Here is a 24,852-nt window from a genome sequence, read left to right on the forward strand (position 1 = left end):
CAGGATTTTTTACCTCTAAGGGCTGATAAGCGTCATACTGGTCACAACCGCGCCAAAGCATTACACTATGCGCCCTGCAATTCAGCCACTATTTCGCAAGAGCAAGTCGATGACCAAAAAACTCCATATTAAAACCTGGGGCTGTCAGATGAACGAGTACGATTCATCGAAGATGGCCGATCTGCTGGATGCTACCCACGGGTATCAACTGACCGAGGTCGCGGAAGAAGCGGATGTGCTGCTGCTGAATACCTGCTCAATCCGCGAGAAAGCTCAGGAAAAAGTCTTCCATCAATTAGGCCGCTGGAAACTCTTAAAAGAGAAGAACCCGGATCTGATTATCGGCGTCGGCGGTTGCGTGGCCTCCCAGGAAGGCGACCATATCCGTCAGCGTGCGCACTATGTCGATATTATTTTTGGCCCGCAAACGCTGCACCGCTTACCGGAAATGATCAACTCCGTTCGTGGCGACCGCAGCCCGGTGGTGGACATCAGCTTCCCGGAAATCGAGAAGTTCGACCGCCTGCCGGAACCGCGTGCGGAAGGCCCGACCGCGTTTGTCTCCATCATGGAAGGGTGTAATAAATACTGCACGTACTGTGTGGTGCCGTATACCCGTGGTGAAGAGGTCAGCCGTCCGTCTGACGACATCCTGTTTGAGATCGCCCAGCTTGCCGCTCAGGGCGTGCGTGAAGTCAACCTGCTCGGTCAGAACGTTAACGCCTGGCGCGGTGAAAACTACGACGGCACCACCGGCTCCTTTGCCGACCTGCTGCGTCTGGTTGCCGCCATTGACGGGATCGATCGCATCCGCTTCACTACCAGCCACCCGATCGAGTTCACCGACGACATCATCGAAGTTTACCGTGATACGCCGGAACTGGTGAGCTTCCTGCACCTGCCGGTACAGAGCGGCGCGGATCGCGTACTGAACCTGATGGGACGTACCCACACGGCGCTGGAGTACAAAGCGATCATCCGTAAACTGCGCGCGGCGCGCCCGGATATTCAAATCAGCTCGGACTTCATCATTGGTTTCCCGGGCGAAACGACTCAGGACTTCGAACAGACCATGAAGCTGATTGCCGACGTCAATTTCGACATGAGCTACAGCTTTATCTTCTCGGCGCGTCCGGGAACACCGGCGGCCGATATGGTTGACGATGTGCCGGAAGAAGAGAAAAAGCAGCGTCTGTATATTCTACAAGAGCGTATTAACCAGCAGGCGATGGCCTGGAGCCGTCGGATGCTCGGCACCGTCCAGCGTATTCTGGTGGAAGGCACCTCGCGTAAGAGTATTATGGAACTGTCAGGCCGTACCGAAAATAACCGCGTGGTGAACTTTGAAGGCACCCCGGAGATGATCGGTAAGTTTGTGGATGTGGAAATCACCGATGTCTACACCAACTCTCTGCGCGGCAAGGTTGTACGCACCGAAGATGAGATGGGACTGCGCGTGGCTGAAACGCCGGAGTCAGTCATTGCCCGTACCCGTAAAGAAAACGAGATTGGCGTCGGTTTTTACCAGCCTTAATCCTGCTGAAAAGCGAAAAAATGCCCGATGGCGCTGCACTTATCGGGCCTACGGCACAATATGGTTCGTAGGCCGGATAAGGCACTTGTGCCGCCATCCGGCAAATAACAGACAGGCCTTGTAATTCCCCCCTACGCCCCCATCTTCATTGCAATGCTTGCGCCTTTATCCTGTGGCGTGAATAATTTCCTTATCTGCCGGTGAATTTTCATTTTCCGGCGACTCAGGCATAAGAGGAACAGTTTGAACATAGACACTCGCGAAATTACCCTTGAGCCCGCAGACAACGCCCGTCTGTTGAGCCTTTGCGGCCCGTTTGACGACAACATCAAACAACTGGAACGCCGTCTCGGCATCGAGATCAACCGTCGTGACAATCACTTTAAGCTGACCGGTCGCCCGATTTGCGTCACCGCCGCGGTAGATATCCTGCGCAGCCTGTACGTCGATACCGCCCCGATGCGCGGTCAGATTCAGGACATCGAGCCGGAACAAATCCACCTTGCGATTAAAGAAGCGCGCGTGCTGGAACAAAGCGCGGAGAGCGTTCCTGACTATGGCAAGGCGATAAATATTAAAACCAAGCGTGGCGTGATTAAGCCGCGCACGCCGAATCAGGCGCAGTACATCGCCAACATTCTCGATCACGACATTACTTTCGGCGTTGGCCCTGCCGGTACGGGGAAAACCTACCTCGCCGTTGCCGCCGCCGTAGACGCTCTTGAGCGTCAGGAAATTCGTCGTATTCTGCTGACCCGTCCGGCGGTGGAAGCTGGGGAAAAACTGGGCTTTCTGCCAGGCGACTTGAGCCAGAAGGTCGACCCGTATCTTCGCCCGCTGTACGACGCGCTGTTTGAGATGCTCGGCTTCGAGAAAGTAGAAAAGCTGATTGAGCGCAACGTCATTGAAGTCGCGCCGCTGGCCTATATGCGCGGTCGTACGCTGAACGACGCCTTTATTATTCTCGATGAGAGCCAGAACACCACCATCGAACAGATGAAGATGTTCCTGACGCGTATCGGCTTTAATTCGAAAGCGGTTATTACCGGCGACGTCACGCAGATTGACCTGCCGCGCAACACGAAGTCTGGCCTGCGCCATGCGATAGAAGTGCTGGCGGAAGTCGAAGAGATCAGCTTTAACTTTTTCCACAGCGAAGACGTGGTGCGCCATCCGGTGGTTGCCCGTATCGTTAACGCCTATGAAGCCTGGGAAGAAGCGGAGCAAAAACGCAAGGCAGCGCTGGCGGCAGAACGCAAGCGTGAAGCGCAGGAGCAGGAACAAAAATGAGTCAGGTGATCCTCGATTTACAACTGGCATGTGAAGACCATTCCGGCCTGCCGGAAGAGAGCCAGTTTCAGACGTGGCTGAATGCGGTGATCCCACAGTTTCAGGAAGAATCAGAAGTGACGATTCGCCTGGTGGATGAAGCCGAAAGCCACGATCTTAACCTGACCTACCGCGGGAAAGATAAGCCAACCAACGTGCTCTCTTTCCCGTTTGAAGCGCCGCCAGGTATGGAGATGCCGCTGCTGGGCGATCTGATCATCTGCCGCCAGGTAGTGGAGCAAGAAGCGAAAGAACAAGATAAGCCGCTGGAGGCCCACTGGGCGCATATGGTCGTGCACGGCAGCCTGCATTTGCTGGGCTACGACCATATCGAAGATAATGAAGCGGAAGAGATGGAGGCCCTCGAAACAGAGATTATGCTTGCTCTGGGCTATGAGGATCCGTACATTTCCGAGAAAGACTAAGTACGATGAACAAACATGCCGTCAGCCGTTAAGTATATGCATGACGAGCGACCTATTAACCAACATGAGAACCCATACGACGCCATGAGCGACGACAATTCACACAGTAGTGACACGTTAAACAGCAAAAAGGGATTTTTTTCCCTGTTACTGAGCCAACTTTTCCACGGTGAACCCAAAAACCGTGACGAACTGCTGGCGCTGATCCGTGATTCCGGGCAGAACGACCTTATCGATGAAGATACGCGCGATATGCTCGAAGGGGTGATGGACATTGCGGACCAGCGCGTTCGCGACATCATGATCCCCCGCTCCCAGATGATTACCCTGAAACGCAACCAGACGCTGGATGAGTGCCTTGATGTCATCATTGAGTCAGCACACTCGCGTTTCCCGGTCATCAGCGAAGACAAAGATCACATTGAAGGGATTCTGATGGCGAAGGATCTGCTGCCGTTTATGCGCAGCGATGCCGAAGCCTTCAGCATGGAAAAAGTGTTACGCCAGGCCGTTGTTGTCCCGGAGAGTAAGCGCGTTGACCGCATGCTCAAAGAGTTCCGCTCCCAGCGTTACCATATGGCGATCGTTATCGACGAGTTTGGCGGGGTGTCGGGTCTGGTGACCATTGAAGACATTCTCGAACTGATCGTGGGTGAAATTGAAGACGAGTATGATGAAGAAGATGATATCGACTTCCGTCAGCTCAGTCGCCACACCTGGACCATTCGCGCTCTCGCACCGATTGAAGACTTCAACGAAGCCTTCGGCACCAGCTTCAGCGATGAAGAGGTCGATACCATTGGCGGTCTGGTGATGCAGGCGTTCGGTCATCTGCCTGCGCGCGGTGAGACCATTGACATTGATGGTTACCAGTTCAAAGTCGCTATGGCCGACAGCCGTCGTATTATTCAGGTTCATGTCAGAATACCGGATGACTCGCCCCAGCCTAAACTGGACGAATAAAACCAAAAGTGGACTAAAGACTAAATGGCATTTGCCTCACTGATTGAACGCCAGCGCATTCGCCTGCTGCTGGCGTTATTATTCGGCGCCTGCGGAACGCTGGCTTTTTCTCCGTATGACGTCTGGCCCGCCGCGCTTATCTCGCTTATGGGCCTACAGGCGTTAACCTTACACCGTCGCCCGCTCCAGTCGGCTGCTATCGGCTACTTCTGGGGGCTGGGACTCTTTGGCTCCGGCATCAACTGGGTCTACGTCAGTATCGCGCAGTTCGGCGGTATGCCCGGCCCGATAAACGTCTTTCTTGTGGTGCTGCTTGCCGCATACCTTTCCCTCTACACGGGCCTGTTTGCCGGTATTCTGTCGCGTCTGTGGCCGAAAACCACCTGGCTACGCGTGGCGATCGCCGCCCCCGTAGTCTGGCAAATCACCGAGTTTCTGCGTGGCTGGGTACTGACTGGCTTCCCGTGGCTACAGTTCGGCTATAGCCAGATTGACGGCCCGCTGAAGGGGCTGGCGCCGGTGATGGGCGTTGAGGCCATCAACTTCCTGCTGATGATGGTCAGCGGCCTGCTGGTGCTGGCGGCAGTTACCCGCAACTGGCGTCCTCTGGTCGCCGCGCTGGTGTTATTTGCCCTGCCCTTCCCGCTGCGTTACATCCAGTGGTATACGCTGGAGCCGGAAAAAACAACGCAGGTCTCGCTGGTTCAGGGCGACATTCCCCAATCACTGAAGTGGGATGAGAGTCAGCTTATCAATACGCTGAAAATCTATCTCGACGCCACCCAGCCGGAAATGGGTAAATCGCAACTGATTATCTGGCCAGAGTCCGCCATTCCCGATCTGGAGATTAATCAGCAGCGTTTTCTCGGCATGATGGACGATCTGCTGAAATCCAAAAACAGCACGTTGATTACCGGCATCGTCGATGCGCGTCTGAACAAGCAGAACCGCTACGACACCTACAACACGATTATCACGCTGGGTAAAGACAGCCCGTACAGCTACGATTCCAGCAATCGCTACAACAAAAACCACCTGGTGCCGTTTGGCGAGTTCGTGCCGCTGGAGTCGATTCTGCGCCCGTTAGCGCCGTTCTTTGACCTGCCGATGTCCTCATTCAGCCGTGGGCCGTACATACAGCCACAGCTGCATGCGCATGGCTTTAAACTGACGGCGGCGATTTGCTACGAAATCATTCTGGGTGAACAGGTTCGGGACAATTTCCGCCCGGACACTGACTATCTGCTGACCATCTCTAACGACGCCTGGTTCGGAAAATCTATCGGCCCGTGGCAGCACTTCCAGATGGCGAGAATGCGTTCTCTGGAGCTGGCGCGCCCGCTGTTGCGCAGCACCAACAACGGCATTACGGCAGTCATTGGCCCGCAAGGTGAAATTCAGGCGATGATCCCGCAGTTTACCCGCGACGTGTTGACCACCCACGTTACGCCAACCCGTGGTTTAACGCCTTATGCCCGTACCGGCAACTGGCCGTTATGGTTGCTCACCGCGCTGATGGGCTTTGGCGCCGTGGTGATGAGCCTGCGTCAGCGTCGTAAATAATCTCCCTTATTACCGGGTAAGACGCGATGCGTCTTACCCGGCCTGGCTATATCCCTCCATTCTGGCACGCCTATTGCTTTGTTAAACAAGGTAAACCTTGTTTTGGCTATATGTGCAACCTGGTCGCACCAATATCGATCATCGGTAGCACCCAAACAGTGCAATGAAAGATTTTTGCCTCTAAACGGTGCGGCGCACTTCGCAAAAACAAACAATAAAGCAGCAAAATCTTTACATTCAGCCAAACTAAATGTTAACAAACACGCATAACACTGCACGCTCAAGTTGCAGACGATAACAACACAAACACTCACAATGGGTATCAATGCGTCGATGGCGCAGACGATAAAGGAGTTGGATATGCAATTACGTAAGCTAGCCACAGCAATGCTGGTCATGGGAATGTCTGCCGGTCTGGCACACGCGGAAGACGCCGCGCCGGCGGCGGGCAGTACGCTGGATAAAATCGCGAAGAATGGCATTATCGTCGTCGGCCACCGCGAGTCCTCCGTGCCGTTCTCTTACTACGACAACCAGCAAAAAGTGGTCGGTTATTCACAGGACTACTCCAACGCCATCGTTGAAGCCGTGAAGAAAAAGCTTAACAAACCTGACCTGCAGGTGAAGTTGATCCCAATTACCTCCCAGAACCGTATTCCGCTGTTGCAGAACGGAACCTTCGACTTTGAATGTGGCTCCACCACCAACAACGTCGAACGCCAGAAACAAGCTGCGTTCTCTGACACCATTTTCATCGTCGGTACGCGTCTGCTGGCGAAAAAAGACGGCGATATTAAAGACTTCCCGGACTTGAAAGGAAAAGCGGTCGTGGTCACCTCCGGTACCACCTCTGAAATTCTGCTGCACAAGCTGAATGAAGAACAAAAAATGAATATGCGCATTATCAGCGCGAAAGACCACGGCGACTCCTTCCGTACGCTGGAAAGCGGTCGTGCCGTCGCCTTTATGATGGATGATGCCCTGCTGGCGGGTGAACGTGCGAAAGCCAAAAAACCAGACAACTGGGAGATCGTCGGTAAGCCGCAATCTCAGGAAGCCTACGGCTGTATGCTGCGTAAAAACGATCCTGAGTTTAAAACGCTGGTAGATGACACGATTGCCCAGGTGCAGACCTCAGGCGAAGCGGAAAAATGGTTTGATAAGTGGTTTAAAAACCCAATCCCGCCGAAAAACCTGAACATGAATTTCGAACTGTCCGACGAGATGAAGGCGCTGTTCAAAGAACCGAATGACAAAGCACTTAACTAACTAAAATAAATGGGGCGGGATCTCCTTGCCCTCTCGATTGTCATTCAGCACGGACAGACTATAAGCCTGATGGTCGTTCCCCATCAGGCCTGAAAACCGCAAAACGCTGGATAACAATCTTCGAGGGTAGCGCTGCTACCCTTTTTTTTCTGGAGTAGATTTATGTCAATAGACTGGAACTGGGGGATTTTTTTACAACAAGCCCCGTTCGGCAACACCACGTATCTCGGCTGGCTCTGGAGCGGCTTCCAGGTCACCGTCGCGTTATCCATCACCGCCTGGATTATTGCTTTCCTCGTCGGCTCGTTATTCGGCATTTTACGTACTGTACCTAACCGCTTCCTCTCGGGAATAGGGACGCTTTACGTGGAACTGTTTCGTAACGTCCCGCTGATTGTTCAGTTCTTTACCTGGTATCTGGTTGTGCCTGAGCTGTTGCCGGAAAATATCGGCATGTGGTTCAAGGCGGAACTGGACCCGAACATTCAATTTTTCCTCTCATCAATGATCTGTCTGGGGCTGTTTACCGCTGCGCGCGTCTGCGAGCAGGTACGCGCCGCGATTCAGTCGCTGCCTCGCGGGCAGAAAAACGCTGCGCTGGCGATGGGGCTGACGCTGCCTCAGGCTTATCGCTATGTTCTGCTACCGAACGCCTATCGGGTGATTGTCCCGCCGATGACCTCGGAAATGATGAACCTGGTGAAAAACTCCGCCATCGCATCGACCATTGGTCTGGTGGATATGGCGGCGCAGGCGGGCAAGCTGCTGGATTACTCCGCCCACGCCTGGGAGTCGTTCACCGCGATTACGCTGGCCTACGTGCTGATTAATGCCGTCATTATGCTGGTGATGAATCTGGTGGAACGTAAAGTCCGCCTGCCTGGCAATATGGGAGGCAAATAATGTACGAGTTTGACTGGAGTTCGATCGTTCCTTCCATGCCGTATTTGCTGGCCGGGCTGGTGATCACCCTGAAAATTACCGTCACCGCCGTGGTGATCGGGATTCTCTGGGGCACTATTCTGGCGGTAATGCGTCTCTCAAGTTTCGCCCCTGTCGCCTGGTTTGCGAAAGCTTACGTCAACGTTTTCCGCTCCATCCCGCTGGTGATGGTGCTGCTATGGTTCTACCTGATTGTGCCGGGGCTGTTGCAGGACGTACTGGGTATTTCGCCCAAAACGGATATTCGCCTGATTTCAGCGATGGTCGCGTTTTCCATGTTTGAAGCGGCGTATTACTCGGAGATTATCCGTGCGGGTATTCAGAGCATTTCACGCGGGCAGTCCAGCGCTGCGCTGGCGCTGGGGATGACCCACTGGCAGTCGATGAAGCTCATCATCCTGCCGCAGGCGTTCCGTGCGATGGTGCCGCTGCTGCTTACCCAGGGTATCGTACTGTTCCAGGATACCTCCCTGGTTTACGTGTTAAGCCTCGCGGATTTCTTCCGCACCGCCACCACCATTGGCGAGCGTGATGGTACGCAGGTCGAAATGATCCTGTTTGCCGGTGCCGTCTACTTTGTTATCAGCCTGAGCGCGTCGTTGTTGGTCAGCTATTTGAAGAAAAGGACAGTTTAATGATTACCCTGAAAAATGTTTCTAAATGGTATGGTCACTTTCAGGTGCTGACCGACTGCTCCACGGAAGTGAAAAAAGGTGAAGTGGTGGTGGTCTGCGGCCCGTCGGGTTCCGGTAAATCGACCCTGATCAAAACGGTGAACGGACTGGAACCGGTGCAACAGGGTGAAATCACCGTTGACGGCACCAAAGTGAATGACAAAAAAACGGATCTGGCGAAGCTCCGCTCACGGGTCGGAATGGTGTTCCAGCATTTTGAACTGTTCCCGCATCTGTCGATCATTGAAAACCTGACGCTGGCGCAGGTGAAAGTGCTCAAACGCGGCAAAGCGCCCGCCCGTGAAAAAGCGCAGAAGTTACTTGAGCGCGTAGGACTTTCGGCCCATGCCAATAAGTTCCCGGCGCAGCTTTCCGGCGGGCAGCAACAGCGTGTGGCAATCGCGCGCGCGCTGTGCATGGACCCTATCGCTATGCTGTTTGATGAACCGACATCCGCACTCGATCCTGAAATGATCAACGAAGTGCTGGACGTTATGGTCGAGCTGGCAAACGAAGGGATGACCATGATGGTCGTCACTCACGAAATGGGCTTTGCCCGTAAGGTGGCCAATCGGGTGATCTTTATGGACGAGGGAAAAATTGTCGAAGACTCACCGAAAGAGGAGTTCTTCGCCAACCCGAAATCGGACCGCGCCAAAGACTTCCTGGCGAAAATCCTGCATTAATCCTCCCGGCGCGCACGACAGAGTGCGCGCCATATCACGCTTTATCTCTTCATATCTCGAATCGCACTCATCCCGGCGTTACCCTTGTCACAAAGTACCACTTACAAGGAGCAACAATGGCACTTCCAGTCCTTTTTGATTGCGATCCAGGTCATGACGACGCCATCGCAATTGTTCTCGCCCTCGCATCGCCTGAACTGGATGTGAAAGCGATCACCTCTTCCGCCGGTAACCAGACGCCTGACAAAACGCTGCGTAACGTATTGCGTATGCTGACGCTACTGGGGCGTAACGATATTCCTGTCGCGGGTGGCGCGATAAAACCGCTGATGCGAGATCTGATCATCGCCGATAACGTACACGGCGAAAGCGGACTGGACGGCCCGGCGCTACCGGAGCCGTCATTTGCGCCGCAGACCTGCACCGCCGTTGAGCTGATGGCGAAAACCCTGCGCGAAAGCCCGGAACCGGTAACCATCGTCGCCACCGGGCCGCAAACCAACGTCGCCTTGCTGCTGAACAGCCATCCAGAATTGCACCGTAAAATCGCCCATATTGTGATCATGGGCGGCGCGATGGGATTAGGTAACTGGACGCCAGCGGCAGAATTCAATATTTACGTCGACCCCGAAGCGGCAGAGATTGTTTTCCAGTCAGGGATTCCCGTGGTGATGGCCGGGCTGGACGTAACGCACAAAGCGCAGATTCACGCTGAAGATACCGAGCGTTTCCGGGCGACGGGCAATCCTGTTTCCACGATCGTGGCGGAGCTGCTGGATTTCTTCCTCGAATATCACAAAGACGAAAAGTGGGGCTTTACCGGCGCGCCGTTGCATGACCCTTGCACCATCGCCTGGCTGCTAAAACCCGAGCTTTTCACCACCATTGAACGTTGGGTCGGCGTGGAGACTCAGGGGAAATACACCCAGGGAATGACGGTCGTGGATTATTACTTCCTGACGGGCAACAAACCGAATGCGACGGTGATGGTCGATATCGACCGGCAGGGCTTTGTGGATTTACTGGCGGAGAGGCTGGCGTTCTACGCATCATAACCAGCCGGATGGCGCTAACGCTTATCCGGCCTACATCAGCGTACAATTTGTAGGCCGGATAAGACGCTTCGCGTCGCCATCCGGCACTGCCGATTACGGCTCAAACGGTCTGCGCTGGAACTGGTCGTGGCCGCATTTCGGGCACAGCGGCAGTACATCCGGCGTATACACCGCTAAATGGTAATGACACTTCTCGCACACAAGGTTGCCCAAGCCAACCACCTCGCCGCTGTGGTAGACCCCGTGGTGATTGAGATCCTGGAACACTTCGCGCCACTCCAGTTGCGTTTTGTCGGTGATGTCCGCCAGTTCCTGCCAGAGGCTCTCTTTAATCACCCGCATAAAGACGCTGTCGCTCTCCTCTTCCTGGCTCTCCTCGTAGCTCATGGCGAACTCTTCCAGGTCGCGTCTGACGGCGCGCGTCAGTTCGTCCACCTCGATTCGCGTTAACTCCCCTGCTTTCATTACGCTCTGACGCGCCTGTTCCACCAGCGCGTCAATATCGCGCTCGCCATTACGCAGGCGTTCGCTTAATGACGTCACCAGTTCACGGTAATATTGAGCAACCTTGTTCATCGCTTCGCCTCCTGGGTCGTTAACTGTCTATAATAATAGACGTTATTTACGCCGCGCTTTGCAAGACCGCCCACAGACTGTGTAAATTCATGCAAGGATTAGCATGGCGGGAATTCAATGCAGAATGCGCGAAAGGCTGTTTTGGCGCGGGCGTTTGGGCTATGCTATGCGGATCTGAAACACCACATCTAACGCTACGTTTGTAGCCGTAATGAAAACAGGACCACTGGCTGCCATGCAAGAGCAATACCGCCCGGAAGAGATAGAATCAAAAGTCCAGCAACACTGGGACGAGAAGCGCACCTTTGAAGTAACCGAAGACGAGAGCAAAGAGAAGTATTACTGCCTGTCGATGCTTCCCTATCCTTCTGGTCGACTACACATGGGCCATGTGCGTAACTACACCATCGGTGATGTGATTGCCCGCTACCAGCGCATGCTGGGTAAAAACGTTCTACAGCCCATCGGCTGGGATGCTTTCGGCCTGCCTGCTGAAGGCGCGGCGGTGAAAAACAACACGGCACCGGCGCCGTGGACCTATGACAACATCGCCTACATGAAAAACCAGCTCAAAATGCTGGGCTTCGGCTATGACTGGAGCCGCGAGCTGGCGACCTGCACCCCGGAATACTACCGCTGGGAGCAGAAATTCTTCACCGAGCTGTATAAAAAAGGCCTGGTGTACAAAAAGACCTCTGCGGTGAACTGGTGCCCGAACGACCAGACCGTACTGGCGAACGAGCAGGTTATCGACGGCTGCTGCTGGCGCTGCGACACCAAAGTTGAGCGTAAAGAGATCCCGCAGTGGTTCATTAAGATCACCGCCTACGCTGACGAACTGCTGAACGATCTGGATAAACTGGATCACTGGCCAGACACCGTTAAAACCATGCAGCGCAACTGGATCGGCCGTTCTGAAGGCGTCGAGATCACCTTTGACGTGAACGGCTACGACAATACGCTGACGGTGTACACCACGCGTCCAGACACATTCATGGGCGCCACTTACCTGGCGGTTGCCGCAGGTCACCCGCTGGCGCAGAAAGCGGCTGCCAACAACCCGGAACTGGCTGCCTTTATCGACGAATGCCGCAACACCAAAGTGGCGGAAGCCGATATGGCGACGATGGAGAAAAAAGGCGTCGACACCGGTTTTAAAGCCATTCACCCGCTGACCGGCGAAGCGATCCCGGTATGGGCCGCCAACTTCGTGCTGATGGAGTACGGTACTGGTGCGGTCATGGCCGTTCCGGGCCACGATCAGCGCGACTACGAATTTGCCACCAAATATGGCCTGACCATCAAGCCGGTTATCCTGGCGGCTGACGGCTCTGAACCGGATCTGTCCGAGCAGGCGCTGACCGAGAAAGGCGTACTGTTTAACTCCGGCGAATTTAACGGTCTGGGCTTTGAAGACGCCTTCAACGCGATTGCCGATAAACTGGCGGCAAAAGGCGTCGGCGAGCGTAAAGTCAACTACCGTCTGCGCGACTGGGGCGTTTCCCGTCAGCGTTACTGGGGCGCGCCGATTCCGATGGTGACTCTGGAAGACGGCACCGTTCTGCCGACCCCGGAAGATCAACTGCCGGTCATCCTGCCGGAAGATGTCGTCATGGACGGCATCACCAGCCCGATCAAAGCCGATCCTGAGTGGGCGAAAACCACCGTTAACGGTCAGCCTGCGCTGCGTGAAACCGACACCTTTGACACCTTTATGGAGTCCTCCTGGTACTACGCGCGCTACACCTGCCCGCAGTACAACGAAGGGATGCTGGACCCGGAAGCAGCAAACTACTGGCTGCCGGTCGATATCTACATCGGCGGTATTGAACACGCGATCATGCACCTGCTCTACTTCCGCTTCTTCCACAAGCTGATGCGCGACGCGGGCATGGTGAACTCTGACGAACCGGCGAAACAGCTGCTGTGCCAGGGTATGGTGCTGGCAGACGCGTTCTACTATGTAGGCGAAAACGGCGAGCGTAACTGGGTCTCCCCGGTTGATACCATCGTTGAGCGCGACGAGAAAGGCCGCATCGTTAAGGCGAAAGATGCGGCGGGCCATGAGCTGGTGTACACCGGCATGAGCAAGATGTCCAAGTCCAAAAACAACGGCATCGACCCGCAGGTAATGGTTGAGCGTTACGGCGCGGACACCGTGCGTCTGTTCATGATGTTTGCTTCCCCGGCCGATATGACGCTGGAATGGCAGGAATCTGGCGTGGAAGGGGCAAACCGCTTCCTGAAACGCGTCTGGAAACTGGTCTATGAACACACCGCGAAAGGCGAGGTTGCGGCACTGAACGTTGATGCGCTGAGCGAAGATCAGAAAGCGCTGCGTCGCGACGTCCACAAAACCATCGCGAAAGTGACCGATGATATCGGCCGCCGTCAGACCTTCAACACCGCGATTGCCGCAATTATGGAGCTGATGAACAAACTGGCGAAAGCGCCGCAGGAAGGCGAGCAGGATCGCGCCCTGATGCAGGAAGCGCTGCTGGCTGTCGTGCGTATGCTCAACCCGTTCACCCCACATGCCTGCTTCACGCTGTGGGAAGCGCTGAAAGGCGAAGGCGATATCGATAACGCGCCGTGGCCGGTCGCTGACGACAAAGCAATGGTAGAAGACTCTACGTTGGTTGTGGTTCAGGTGAACGGTAAAGTCCGTGGCAAAATCACCGTACCGGTGAACGCCACTGAAGAACAGGTTCGTGAACGTGCTGGCCAGGAACATTTGGTCGCAAAATATCTTGATGGCGTTACCGTGCGTAAAGTGATTTACGTTCCGGGTAAACTCCTCAATTTGGTCGTTGGCTAAGCGCGGGAGGAAGCGTGCGACATCTGACAACATTGTTGTTATCCCTGGCGGTGCTGGTCACCGCCGGGTGCGGCTGGCATCTGCGTAGCACTACGCAGGTGCCCAGCACGATGAAAACTATGATTCTTGATACAAGCGATCCGAATGGACCATTAAGCCGGGCGGTACGTAACCAACTGCGTCTTAACAATATTGAATTGCTTGAAAAAGATACAACGCGCCAGGATGTTCCGTCACTGCGCCTTGGCCGGACCAGTATCTCTAAAGATACCGCCTCCGTGTTCCAGGATGGCCGTACGGCGGAATACCAGATGGTCATGAGCGTCAGTGCAAGCGTTCTGATCCCGGGTCATGATATTTATCCGATCAGCACGAAAGTGTACCGTTCATTCTTTGATAACCCGCAAACCGCGCTGGCGAAGGATAATGAACAGGATATGATCATCAAAGAGATGTATGACAAAGCGGCCGAACAGTTGATTCGCAAGCTGCCGAGTATCCATGTCGCTGATGCTCAGTCATCCCAGGAAAACGCGGACGCCGCTGAAAACACCACGGCGACGCCAGCATCTTCCCCGGCACGCGTGTCCACCACGCTGGGTAACTGATGATCCGGTTGTACCCTGAACAACTCCGCGCACAGCTCAATGAAGGGCTGCGCGCGGCGTATTTGCTCCTGGGCAACGACCCTCTCTTGTTGCAGGAAAGCCAGGACGCTATTCGTCTGACGGCCGCTGCGCAAGGGTTCGAAGAACACCACGCCTTTACGATCGACACCAGCACCGACTGGGGAACTCTGTTCTCACAGTGTCAGGCAATGAGCCTGTTTGCCAGCCGTCAAACGCTGCTGTTGTTGCTACCGGAAAATGGCCCGAATGCGGCGATCAATGAACAGCTCGCAACGCTCAGCGGTTTGCTGCATGACGACCTGCTGCTGATCGTGCGCGGAAATAAGCTCACTAAAGCCCAGGAAAACGCCGCCTGGTATACCTCGCTGGCGGGCACTGGCGTGCAGGTAAGCTGTCAGACGCCGGAGCAGGCGCAGCTACCGCGCTGGGTTGCCGCCAGAGCAAAGCAGAATAATTTGCAACTGGATGACGCCGCGAATCAGCTGCTGTGTTATTGCTACGAAGGCAACCTGCTGGCGCTGGCGCAGGCGCTGGAGCGGCTTTCACTCCTCTGGCCTGACGGTAAGCTCACGCTTCCACGCGTAGAGCAGGCCGTCAACGACGCGGCGCACTTTACGCCATACCATTGGGTGGATGCGTTATTGATGGGCAAAAGCAAACGCGCCCTGCACATTTTGCAGCAACTGCGCCTTGAAGGCAGTGAGCCCGTGATCCTGCTGCGCACCCTGCAACGCGAATTACTGATGCTGGTTAACCTTAAACGGCAATCCGCCCATACGCCTCTGCGCACGCTGTTTGATAAACATCGGGTATGGCAAAACCGTCGCGGCATGATTGGCGATGCGTTGAATCGGCTCCAGCAGACCCAGCTTCGCCAGGCAGTGCAACTGTTGACGCGGACGGAAATTACGCTAAAACAAGATTATGGACAGTCAGTGTGGGCTGAGCTGGAGGGGCTTTCTCTCCTTCTCTGCCACAAAGCGCTGGCAGATGTTTTTATTGATGGTTGATATGAAATCGTTACAGGCTCTGTTCGGCGGCACCTTTGATCCCGTGCATTATGGTCATCTCAAGCCCGTGGAAACACTGGCCAATCTGATTGGCCTGTCGCGGGTGATTGTCATGCCCAATAACGTACCGCCTCATCGTCCACAGCCTGAAGCGTCCAGCGCACAGCGTAAATATATGCTTGAGCTGGCTATCGCCGACAAACCGCTGTTTATCCTGGATGAGCGCGAACTCAAACGCGATACCGCCTCTTACACCGCGCAAACGCTGAAAGAGTGGCGGGAAGAGCAAGGCCCGGACGCGCCGCTGGCGTTTATCATCGGCCAGGACTCCTTACTGACGTTCCCGACCTGGCACGACTATGAAACCATTCTGGACAATACTCACCTGATCGTTTGCCGACGCCCCGGCTACCCGCTTGAGATGGTGAAAGAGCAACATCAGCAGTGGCTGGAGCGCCATTTAACCCATACGCCGGACGATCTGCACGCGCTCCCGGCGGGTAAAATTTATCTGGCTGAAACGCCCTGGTTCAATATCTCCGCCACCCTTATCCGCGAGCGACTGGAGAAAGGCGAACCGTGCGACGATCTCATGCCGGAATCCGTCCTGAACTACATCAACCAGCAAGGGTTGTATCGGTAAAGACTTCCGCAAGCGCCGTCAGCAGACGGCTGTTCTCTTCCTGACTGCGAATCGCCACCCGGTAATAACGCGCGTCAAGCCCCGGATAGTTAGCACAGCTGCGGATCAGAATGTGCTTCTCCAGCAAGGCGCGTTGCAAATCCAGACCTTCCCGCTCACAGCGCAATAAAAGATAATTCGCCCGACCGGGATAAACCGTTAGCTCAGGAAACGCATGTAACCACTGACGGAAGCGTTGCCCCTCCTCCGCCAGCCACTGCCTGGTCGCCTGGTGATAGGCGGCATCCTGCAAGATAACCTCTCCGGCCAGCGCCGCAAACGCGTTGATTGACCAGGGCATCTGTTGCGCTCTCATTTGCGCGACCGCCTGCTCGTCGCTGTTCACCAGATAGCCCAGCCGCAGCCCCGGAATGGCGTAAAATTTGGTGAGCGAACGCAGCACCCAGATATGCGGGTTGCCCTGCAACAGCGGAATAAAGCCCTCTTCACCCGGAATAAAATCGATAAACGCCTCATCCAGGATCAGCGCGATCCCCTGCGTCTTACAGCGATCCGCAATAGCCAGTAACAGTTCGCGGGCAGGCAGGAGTCCGGTTGGATTATTTGGCGTACAGAGAAACAGGCAGTCCAGTTCCGGGGTCAGCGCATTCAGAATGGCGTCCGTGAGTTGCCAGCCATCGGCTTCGCGAAGCGCAAATTCATGTATCTCACACGCGCCCCACTGTAGCGCACGGCGATACTCGGCAAAGCCCGGCGTGACGAGCATGGCATGACGCGGCTTCAGCCCGTGAACCAGCGTGAAGATGGATTCCGTCTCGCCATTTCCGGCCAGGAGCCATGACGCGGGGATCTGATGGTGCTGCGCCAGCGCCTGGTGCAGATGCTGATAATCCACATCAGGATACCGCTCCGCGCAGGTAAGATTGTCGATAAGCGCGCGTTTTAAGCGCCCTGGCATACCCAGAGGATTAATATTTGCGCTAAAATCCAGCAACTGTTCAGGCGAGATGCCCAACAATGCGGCGGCTTCCCGGGTGTTACCGCCATGCGCACTCTTCAGTAAAGGCATCTTGCCTCCGATAAAAAGTCTATTTTAGTGAAAAAGCGCTGCGCAATCAGGGTGAATATCATATTTTGCGCGAATACGTATCACGAGGAAAAACATGCGACTCTGGTTAGTTCGTCATGGGGAAACCGAAGCCAATGTAGCCGGATTATACAGCGGCCACGCCCCCACTCCGCTGACAGAAAAAGGGATATCCCAGGCGCAAACGCTGAATAATCTGCTGCGCAATGTCCCCTTTGACAACGTATTCTGTAGCGAACTGGAACGCGCCCGCCACACGGCGCGGCTGGTGCTTCACGACCGCGACGTACCGCAGCGCCTGTTCCCGGAGCTTAACGAGATGTTTTTTGGCGACTGGGAGATGCGTCATCACCGCGATCTGAGCCGCGAAGACGCGGCAAGTTACGCGGCCTGGTGCACCGACTGGCAGAACGCCGTCCCGACCAATGGGGAAGGCTTCCAGGCGTTCTCACAACGCGTAGAGCGTTTTATTGCACAACTTGCTGATTATAAAGATAATAAAAACCTGCTGGTCGTGAGCCACCAGGGGGTTCTGAGTCTCATGATCGCGCGATTATTGTCCATGCCCGCCGCCTCATTATGGCATTTCAGGGTTGAGCAAGGATGCTGGAGCGCCATTGATTTTTGTGAAGATTTCGCCACGCTGAAGGTGTTAAACAGTCGGGCTGTCTGGCATCACGGCGAGTGATATTTCTGTTTTTTCTCCTCGGGGGCGTTTCGGCCATTGACACCCCCTGACAGGCTGCTATCCTCCGCGCCAGACTTCTCCCGCCCTTCAGAGCTTTGCAGAAATTGTTTTACAAAAATGGCGATGCAATCTGTTGTGCGGGATGGGATGATAACCCACTTTTAAACGCCCGTTGATGACATTAGTCCCGACATCGCCTCGGGTTCAGGTATACTGACAGGCTTATTTATATTCATCCGTAATACCCAGGGGGAAAACTTGCAGGGTAAAGCACTCCAGGATTTTGTAATCGACAAAATTGATGACCTGAAAGGTCAGGACATCATCACCTTAGATGTTCAGGGTAAATCCAGTATCACCGACTGCATGATTATCTGCACCGGTACATCCAGCCGTCACGTTATGTCTATTGCTGACCACGTTGTACAGGAATCTCGCGCGGCGGGCATGTTGCCGCTTGGCGTTGAAGGTGAAAGCGTAGCCGACTGGATTGTCGTTGACCTGGGTGATGTGATTGTCCATGTCATGCAGGAAGAGAGCCGTCGCCTGTATGAACTGGAAAAACTCTGGAGTTAATGCGTGAAGCTTCAACTTGTCGCTGTCGGTACGAAAATGCCCGACTGGGTACAAACCGGTTTTACGGAGTATCTCCGGCGTTTTCCGAAAGACATGCCGTTTGAGCTGATCGAAATTCCAGCGGGCAAACGCGGCAAGAACGCGGATATTAAACGTATTCTCGACAAAGAGGGTGAGCAGATGCTGGCGGCCGCAGGCAAAAACCGTATCGTCACCCTTGATATCCCAGGGAAACCCTGGGACACGCCGCAGCTGGCGACTGAGCTGGAGCGCTGGAAGCTGGATGGTCGCGACGTCAGTCTCCTGATTGGCGGCCCTGAAGGGTTGTCTCCGGCCTGTAAAGCGGCGGCGGAACAAAGCTGGTCACTTTCTGCGTTAACCCTCCCCCACCCGCTGGTTCGGGTGCTGGTGGCAGAGAGTCTGTACCGGGCGTGGAGCATTACCACCAACCACCCTTATCACCGTGAGTGATTATTAAGCCTTGAGTAGATTAAGCAGCGGATGAAACTACAGAATTCTTTTCGCGACTATACGGCTGAGTCCGCGCTGTTCGTGCGCCGGGCGCTGGTCGCTTTTTTGGGTATTTTGCTGCTGACCGGCGTGCTCATCGCCAACCTTTATAATCTGCAAATCGTGCGTTTCACCGATTACCAGACCCGCTCAAACGAAAACCGCATCAAACTGGTCCCTATCGCCCCCAGCCGTGGGATCATCTATGACCGTAACGGCATCCCTCTCGCCCTCAACCGCACTATTTATCAGATAGAAATGATGCCGGAGAAGGTCGATAACGTTCAGCAAACGCTGGATGCGTTACGCAGCGTGGTCGATTTGAACGACGATGACATTGCCGCGTTCAAGAAAGAGCGCGCGCGTTCACACCGTTTTACCTCTATTCCCGTCAAAACGAACCTGACCGAAGTGCAGGTCGCGCGTTTTGCCGTCAACCAGTACCGTTTTCCTGGCGTGGAAGTGAAAGGCTACAAGCGCCGCTACTATCCTTACAACTCCGCGCTGACCCACGTCATCGGCTACGTTTCGAAGATTAACGATAAAGACGTCGAACGCCTTGATAAAGACGGTAAGCTGGCCAACTACGCCGCCACACACGATATCGGCAAGCTGGGGATTGAGCGCTATTACGAAGAGGTGCTGCACGGCCAGACGGGTTATGAAGAGGTTGAAGTTAACAACCGTGGCCGCGTCATCCGTCAGCTTAAAGAGGTGCCGCCGCAGGCCGGGCATGACATCCATCTCACAATTGACCTGAAACTCCAGCAATATATTGAAACGCTGCTGGCGGGCAGCCGCGCCGCCGTGATCGTAACCGACCCACGGACAGGCGGCGTACTGGCGCTGGTTTCCATGCCGAGCTACGACCCGAACCTGTTTGTGGATGGCATCTCCAGCAAAGATTACTCAGGGTTGCTCAACGACCCGAATACGCCGCTGGTTAACCGGGCGACGCAAGGTGTTTACCCGCCGGCCTCAACGGTCAAACCGTATGTCGCGGTGTCCGCTTTAAGCGCTGGGGTGATCACCCGTAATACCAGCCTGTTCGACCCCGGATGGTGGCAGTTGCCGGGTTCTGAGAAGCGTTACCGCGACTGGAAAAAATGGGGTCACGGTCATCTGAATATCACCAAATCCCTTGAAGAGTCAGCGGATACCTTCTTCTACCAGGTGGCCTATGACATGGGGATAGACCGACTCTCCGAGTGGATGAGCAAATTTGGATACGGGGAATATACCGGCATCGATCTGGCTGAAGAGCGTTCCGGCAATATGCCAACCCGCGAATGGAAGCAAAAACGCTTTAAAAAGCCGTGGTATCAGGGCGATACCATCCCGGTGGGCATCGGCCAGGGTTACTGGACGGCAACCCCGATCCAGATGAGCAAGGCGCTGATGATCCTGATTAACGACGGGGTGGTAAAAGTACCGCATCTGCTGATGAGCACGGCGGAGAATGGCAAACAGGTGCCGTGGGTACAGCCGCACGAACCGCCTGTCGGCGATATTCACTCCGGTTACTGGGAAATCGCCAAAGACGGCATGTACGGCGTCGCAAACCGCGCGAACGGCACTGCGCATAAATATTTCGCCAGCGCGCCGTATAAAATCGCCGCGAAGTCTGGTACGGCGCAGGTCTTTGGCCTGAAAGCCAACGAAACCTACAACGCGCACAAAATTGCTGAACGACTACGCGACCATAAACTGATGACGGCATTCGCGCCGTATAACAATCCCCAGGTTGCTGTCGCCATGATCCTGGAAAACGGCGGCGCGGGCCCGGCTGTCGGTACAATCATGCGTCAGATTCTTGACCACATCATGTTGGGCGACAACAACACCAATTTGCCTGCGGAAAACCCGGCGGTTGCAGCGGCGGAGGACCAATAATCGTGACGGATAATCCGAACAAAAAAACATTCTGGGATAAAATCCATATCGATCCCACAATGTTACTGATTCTGCTGGCGCTGCTGGTTTACAGTTCATTAGTCATCTGGAGCGCCAGCGGCCAGGATATTGGCATGATGGAGCGAAAAATCGGTCAGATCGCGATGGGTCTGGTCATTATGGTGGTGATGGCGCAAATCCCGCCTCGTGTCTACGAAGGATGGGCGCCCTATCTCTATATTTTCTGCATCATCCTGCTGGTGGCGGTAGACGCCTTCGGGGCGATATCCAAAGGAGCGCAACGCTGGCTGGATCTGGGGATCGTCCGTTTTCAGCCTTCTGAAATCGCCAAGATCGCCGTCCCCCTGATGGTGGCGCGCTTTATCAACCGTGATGTCTGCCCGCCGTCGCTGAAAAACACGGCTATCGCGCTGGTATTGATTTTTATGCCGACTCTGCTGGTCGCCGCGCAGCCTGACCTGGGCACCTCGATTCTGGTCGCCCTTTCCGGCCTGTTCGTGCTGTTTTTGTCTGGTTTGAGCTGGCGTTTAATCGGCATTGCGGTGGTGCTGATTGCCGCGTTTATCCCGATCATGTGGTTCTTCCTGATGCATGATTATCAGCGCCAGCGCGTCATGATGCTTCTCGACCCGGAGACCGACCCTTTAGGCGCGGGTTATCATATCATCCAGTCTAAAATTGCGATTGGCTCCGGCGGCCTGCGCGGTAAAGGCTGGCTGCACGGCACTCAGTCGCAGCTTGAGTTTTTACCCGAACGCCACACCGACTTTATCTTCGCCGTACTGGCGGAAGAGTTAGGTCTGGTGGGAATATTAATCCTGCTGGCGCTCTACATTCTGCTGATTATGCGCGGACTGTGGATCGCTGCCCGCGCGCAAACCACCTTTGGCCGCGTGATGGCCGGTGGTTTAATGTTGATATTATTCGTTTATGTCTTCGTAAATATTGGTATGGTGAGCGGTATTCTGCCCGTTGTAGGGGTTCCACTCCCGCTGGTCAGTTACGGAGGCTCCGCACTGATAGTGCTGATGGCCGGGTTCGGGATTGTTATGTCGATCCACACCCACAGAAAAATGTTGTCGAAAAGCGTGTAAGGGGTGCGCAATGCGTAAGCAGTTGCCAGGAGTCTGCGTCGCGGCAGGAATAATGTTACTCGCGGCGTGTTCGAGTGATGATGGTCAGCAGCAGGTTGCCGTCGCGCCGCAGCCTGCGGTGTGTAACGGGCCGATTGTTGAGATCGGCGGGGCGGAGCCACGTTATGAACCTCTGAGCCCGACAGCAAATCAGGATTATCAACGAGACGGTAGAAGCTACAAAATTGTCCAGGACCCGTCTCGCTTTAGCCAGGCCGGGCTTGCCGCCATTTATGATGCGGAACCCGGCAGCAATTTGACCGCATCAGGCGAAGCGTTTGACCCGATGCAGCTCACCGCTGCGCATCCAACGCTGCCGATCCCGAGCTATGCGCGAATCACGAATCTGGCGAATGGCCGGATGATCGTGGTACGCATTAACGATCGCGGCCCTTACGGTAACGATCGGGTGATTTCACTCTCCCGCGCGGCGGCCGATCGTCTGAATACATCGAATAACACCAAAGTCCGCGTTGATCCCATTATCGTTGCGCAGGATGGTTCACTGTCAGGGCCAGGCATGGCCTGCACGACAGTGGCGAAACAGACCTACGCCCTGCCCGCGCGCCCTGATTTAAGCGGCGGCATGGGCAGCGTCTCTTCCGCGCCGGAATCAGTACAGCCGCAAGGCGATGTCCGGGCGATAAGCAATTCGACGCTGAAAAGCGATGATCCAAGCGGCGCACCGGTCAACAGCAGCGGCTTCCTTGGCGCGCCGACCACGCTCGCCTCCGGGGTGCTCGAAGGCAGCGAAGCAACGCCCGCGCCACAGCCCGCCGCAGCGACACCCGCCGCGCCGGTAACGGCTCCTGGTTCGACTCAGGGCGCAGTCGCTGCCCCGACGCCGGCTCCAGCTCCAGCTCCGGCCGCCGCAAGCAGCGGTTTCGTGGTTCAGGTTGGCGCGGTCAGCGATCAAACGCGCGCGCAGCAGTACCAGCAGCGTTTAAGCCAGCAGTTTGGCGTACCGGGGCGTGTGATGCAAAACGGCGCGGTCTGGCGCATTCAGCTTGGGCCATTCGCCAGCAAAACTGAAGCCAGCGCGTTGCAGCAGCGTCTGCAATCTGAAGCCCAGTTACAGTCCTTTATCGCCAGCGCGCAGTAGCCTGCAAAGGGCATCTGAATTGTCAATTTCTGTAAATGACATTAACAAAGTCACGCGGAAAGTCAGATGCCTGCCGGTTATGCTTTTGCTATAGTAGGGCACTTTTTTTAATTCCATCACGGACGTCGTAGTTCAGACCATGAAGACCACTTTTTCCGCTCGTTTCATGCAGCGCATGGCGCTCACCACGGCTCTTTGCGCCGCCTTTATCACAAGCGCGCATGCCGATGACCTGAATATCAAAACCATGATCCCAGGCGTTCCGCAGATCGATGCGGAGTCGTATATCCTGATCGACTACAACTCCGGCAAAGTGCTGGCGGAACAGAATGCGGATACGCGCCGCGATCCCGCCAGCCTGACCAAAATGATGACCAGCTATGTCATCGGCCAGGCGATGAAAGCAGGGAAATTTAAAGAAACCGATCTGGTGACGATCGGCAACGACGCCTGGGCTACCGGCAACCCGGTATTTAAAGGCTCGTCCCTGATGTTCCTGAAACCGGGTATGCAAGTTCCTGTTTCCCAGTTAATCCGTGGTATTAACCTGCAATCCGGCAACGACGCCTGCGTGGCGATGGCCGACTTTGCCGCCGGCAGTCAGGATGCCTTCGTCGGGCTGATGAACAGCTATGTGAATGCCCTGGGTCTGAAAAACACCCACTTCCAGACCGTTCATGGCCTGGATGCTGATGGACAATACAGCTCTGCGCGCGACATGGCGCTGATCGGCCAGGCGTTAATCCGCGATGTGCCAAACGAATACTCCATCTACAAAGAAAAAGAGTTCACCTTCAACGGGATTCGCCAGTTAAACCGCAATGGTCTGCTGTGGGACAACAGCCTGAACGTTGACGGGATCAAAACCGGCCACACGGATAAAGCAGGCTACAACCTCGTGGCGTCGGCAACTGAAGGCCAGATGCGCCTGATCTCTGCGGTGATGGGTGGACGTACCTACAAAGGTCGTGAAACAGAAAGCAAAAAACTGCTGACCTGGGGCTTCCGCTTCTTTGAAACCGTGAACCCGCTGAAAGTCGGGAAAGAGTTTGCCTCTGAACCGGCCTGGTTTGGCGATACCGATCGCGCCTCGCTGGGTGTGGATAAAGACGTCTATCTGACCATTCCTCGCGGCCGCATGAAAGATCTGAAAGCCAGCTACGTGCTGAACACGGCTGAACTGCATGCCCCGTTGCAGAAAAACCAGGTCGTCGGCACAATCAACTTCCAATTGGATGGCAAAACCATTGAGCAGCGCCCGCTGGTGGTACTACAGGAAATTCCTGAAGGTAACTTCTTCGGCAAAATCATTGATTACATTAAATTAATGTTCCATCACTGGTTTGGTTAAAAATTAAGCACTTGAAAGTGTGATTTCCATCCCCATATACTGAGTATCCTGATAACTCCCACACGCTGTGGGAGTTATTATTTTTTGATGTAATGCCGGAGCTGACATGAAAACCAAACTTAACGAACTGCTTGAATTCCCTACGCCATTTACTTACAAAGTAATGGGGCAGGCGTTGCCTGAGCTGGTTGATCAGGTGGTTGAAGTGGTACAGCGCCATGCGCCAGGTGATTACTCCCCGACGGTAAAACCGAGCAGCAAAGGTAACTACCACTCGGTCTCTATCACCATCAACGCAACCCATATCGAGCAGGTTGAAACACTGTACGAAGAACTGGGTAATATCGATATCGTTCGTATGGTGCTGTAATACAT

Annotated in this window: 24 protein-coding genes; 22 read left to right on the plus strand and 2 right to left on the minus strand. The window is 54.9% G+C overall.

Annotated features, from left to right (window positions below; all coding sequences use genetic code 11):
• Positions 1-109: 109 nt before the first annotated feature.
• The 10 genes from miaB (at position 110) to rihA (ending at position 10,440) form a co-directional block, all read left to right on the plus strand.
• Complete coding sequence (gene miaB / locus OGX93_RS06215; RefSeq protein ID WP_199976628.1) at positions 110-1,534, plus strand: tRNA (N6-isopentenyl adenosine(37)-C2)-methylthiotransferase MiaB; 1,425 nt, start codon at positions 110-112, stop codon at positions 1,532-1,534.
• Positions 1,535-1,777: 243 nt separating this feature from the next.
• Complete coding sequence (locus OGX93_RS06220; protein ID WP_012133334.1) at positions 1,778-2,824, plus strand: PhoH family protein; 1,047 nt, start codon at positions 1,778-1,780, stop codon at positions 2,822-2,824.
• Complete coding sequence (gene ybeY / locus OGX93_RS06225; RefSeq protein ID WP_275155546.1) at positions 2,821-3,288, plus strand: rRNA maturation RNase YbeY; 468 nt, start codon at positions 2,821-2,823, stop codon at positions 3,286-3,288. Before OGX93_RS06220 ends, ybeY begins: the two co-directional genes overlap by 4 nt.
• An 84-nt stretch (positions 3,289-3,372) precedes the next feature.
• Positions 3,373-4,251: a CNNM family magnesium/cobalt transport protein CorC gene (gene corC, locus OGX93_RS06230; protein WP_024130542.1), complete on the plus strand. Its 879-nt coding sequence runs from the start codon at positions 3,373-3,375 to the stop codon at positions 4,249-4,251.
• 24 nt (positions 4,252-4,275) lie between these two features.
• Complete coding sequence (lnt, locus tag OGX93_RS06235) at positions 4,276-5,814, plus strand: apolipoprotein N-acyltransferase (RefSeq protein WP_110494537.1); 1,539 nt, start codon at positions 4,276-4,278, stop codon at positions 5,812-5,814.
• Between the two features lie 360 nt (positions 5,815-6,174).
• On the plus strand, positions 6,175-7,083 hold the full coding sequence (locus OGX93_RS06240) for an amino acid ABC transporter substrate-binding protein (protein WP_047458175.1): 909 nt from the start codon (positions 6,175-6,177) through the stop codon (positions 7,081-7,083).
• Between the two features lie 162 nt (positions 7,084-7,245).
• On the plus strand, positions 7,246-7,986 hold the full coding sequence (gene gltJ / locus OGX93_RS06245) for a glutamate/aspartate ABC transporter permease GltJ (protein WP_110494538.1): 741 nt from the start codon (positions 7,246-7,248) through the stop codon (positions 7,984-7,986).
• A complete protein-coding gene (gene gltK, locus OGX93_RS06250) occupies positions 7,986-8,660 on the plus strand; it encodes a glutamate/aspartate ABC transporter permease GltK (RefSeq protein ID WP_012133340.1) in 675 nt (224 codons plus the stop codon). Before gltJ ends, gltK begins: the two co-directional genes overlap by 1 nt.
• A complete protein-coding gene (gltL, locus tag OGX93_RS06255; RefSeq protein ID WP_012133341.1) occupies positions 8,660-9,385 on the plus strand; it encodes a glutamate/aspartate ABC transporter ATP-binding protein GltL in 726 nt (241 codons plus the stop codon). The genes gltK and gltL overlap by 1 nt, the downstream gene beginning before the upstream one ends.
• 116 nt (positions 9,386-9,501) lie before the next feature.
• The gene (rihA, locus tag OGX93_RS06260; RefSeq protein WP_286449692.1) at positions 9,502-10,440 is read left to right on the plus strand and encodes a pyrimidine-specific ribonucleoside hydrolase RihA; all 939 of its coding nucleotides are present in this window, start codon (positions 9,502-9,504) and stop codon (positions 10,438-10,440) included.
• Between the two features lie 93 nt (positions 10,441-10,533).
• Here rihA and OGX93_RS06265 read toward each other — a convergent pair whose 3' ends face one another.
• Positions 10,534-11,016, minus strand: a complete 483-nt coding sequence (locus OGX93_RS06265; protein ID WP_012133343.1) for a zinc ribbon-containing protein — start codon at positions 11,014-11,016, stop codon at positions 10,534-10,536.
• A 235-nt stretch (positions 11,017-11,251) separates the two neighbouring features.
• Between OGX93_RS06265 and leuS the strand changes: the two genes are divergently transcribed.
• Genes leuS through nadD form a run of 4 tightly spaced genes read left to right on the plus strand, consistent with a single transcriptional unit; the run spans position 11,252 to position 16,116 of the window.
• A complete protein-coding gene (gene leuS, locus OGX93_RS06270) occupies positions 11,252-13,834 on the plus strand; it encodes a leucine--tRNA ligase (RefSeq protein WP_199976632.1) in 2,583 nt (860 codons plus the stop codon).
• A gap of 14 nt (positions 13,835-13,848) precedes the next feature.
• On the plus strand, positions 13,849-14,442 hold the full coding sequence (lptE, locus tag OGX93_RS06275) for an LPS assembly lipoprotein LptE (protein WP_024130546.1): 594 nt from the start codon (positions 13,849-13,851) through the stop codon (positions 14,440-14,442).
• The gene (gene holA / locus OGX93_RS06280) at positions 14,442-15,473 is read left to right on the plus strand and encodes a DNA polymerase III subunit delta (RefSeq protein ID WP_012133346.1); all 1,032 of its coding nucleotides are present in this window, start codon (positions 14,442-14,444) and stop codon (positions 15,471-15,473) included. Before lptE ends, holA begins: the two co-directional genes overlap by 1 nt.
• A gap of 1 nt (position 15,474) precedes the next feature.
• Complete coding sequence (gene nadD, locus OGX93_RS06285) at positions 15,475-16,116, plus strand: nicotinate-nucleotide adenylyltransferase (protein ID WP_114847778.1); 642 nt, start codon at positions 15,475-15,477, stop codon at positions 16,114-16,116.
• Here the strand turns inward: nadD and cobD are convergent.
• The gene (cobD, locus tag OGX93_RS06290; protein WP_286449691.1) at positions 16,091-17,185 is read right to left on the minus strand and encodes a threonine-phosphate decarboxylase CobD; all 1,095 of its coding nucleotides are present in this window, start codon (positions 17,183-17,185) and stop codon (positions 16,091-16,093) included. The two genes, nadD and cobD, sit on opposite strands and share 26 nt — an antisense overlap.
• A gap of 94 nt (positions 17,186-17,279) precedes the next feature.
• Between cobD and OGX93_RS06295 the strand changes: the two genes are divergently transcribed.
• From OGX93_RS06295 to ybeD, 8 genes are all read left to right on the plus strand, one after another.
• Positions 17,280-17,891, plus strand: coding sequence for an adenosylcobalamin/alpha-ribazole phosphatase (locus OGX93_RS06295; protein ID WP_200075475.1), 612 nt, complete (start codon positions 17,280-17,282; stop codon positions 17,889-17,891).
• Positions 17,892-18,149: 258 nt separating this feature from the next.
• Positions 18,150-18,467 carry a ribosome silencing factor gene (gene rsfS, locus OGX93_RS06300; RefSeq protein ID WP_012133350.1) on the plus strand — a complete coding sequence of 106 codons (318 nt, stop codon included), beginning with the start codon at positions 18,150-18,152 and terminating at the stop codon, positions 18,465-18,467.
• Positions 18,468-18,470: 3 nt separating this feature from the next.
• Complete coding sequence (rlmH, locus tag OGX93_RS06305; RefSeq protein ID WP_003022725.1) at positions 18,471-18,938, plus strand: 23S rRNA (pseudouridine(1915)-N(3))-methyltransferase RlmH; 468 nt, start codon at positions 18,471-18,473, stop codon at positions 18,936-18,938.
• Between the two features lie 30 nt (positions 18,939-18,968).
• Complete coding sequence (gene mrdA / locus OGX93_RS06310) at positions 18,969-20,870, plus strand: peptidoglycan DD-transpeptidase MrdA (RefSeq protein WP_071259763.1); 1,902 nt, start codon at positions 18,969-18,971, stop codon at positions 20,868-20,870.
• A 2-nt stretch (positions 20,871-20,872) separates the two neighbouring features.
• Positions 20,873-21,985: a peptidoglycan glycosyltransferase MrdB gene (mrdB, locus tag OGX93_RS06315; protein ID WP_012133352.1), complete on the plus strand. Its 1,113-nt coding sequence runs from the start codon at positions 20,873-20,875 to the stop codon at positions 21,983-21,985.
• Between the two features lie 10 nt (positions 21,986-21,995).
• Complete coding sequence (gene rlpA / locus OGX93_RS06320; RefSeq protein ID WP_104868930.1) at positions 21,996-23,126, plus strand: endolytic peptidoglycan transglycosylase RlpA; 1,131 nt, start codon at positions 21,996-21,998, stop codon at positions 23,124-23,126.
• A gap of 139 nt (positions 23,127-23,265) precedes the next feature.
• The gene (gene dacA / locus OGX93_RS06325; RefSeq protein ID WP_012133355.1) at positions 23,266-24,477 is read left to right on the plus strand and encodes a D-alanyl-D-alanine carboxypeptidase DacA; all 1,212 of its coding nucleotides are present in this window, start codon (positions 23,266-23,268) and stop codon (positions 24,475-24,477) included.
• Between the two features lie 106 nt (positions 24,478-24,583).
• The gene (ybeD, locus tag OGX93_RS06330) at positions 24,584-24,847 is read left to right on the plus strand and encodes a DUF493 family protein YbeD (protein ID WP_000850547.1); all 264 of its coding nucleotides are present in this window, start codon (positions 24,584-24,586) and stop codon (positions 24,845-24,847) included.
• Positions 24,848-24,852 lie beyond the last annotated feature (5 nt).

The sequence above is a fragment of the Citrobacter sp. CK195 genome, assembly GCF_030333365.1.
In the GTDB taxonomy this organism is placed as follows: domain Bacteria; phylum Pseudomonadota; class Gammaproteobacteria; order Enterobacterales; family Enterobacteriaceae; genus Citrobacter_B; species Citrobacter_B koseri.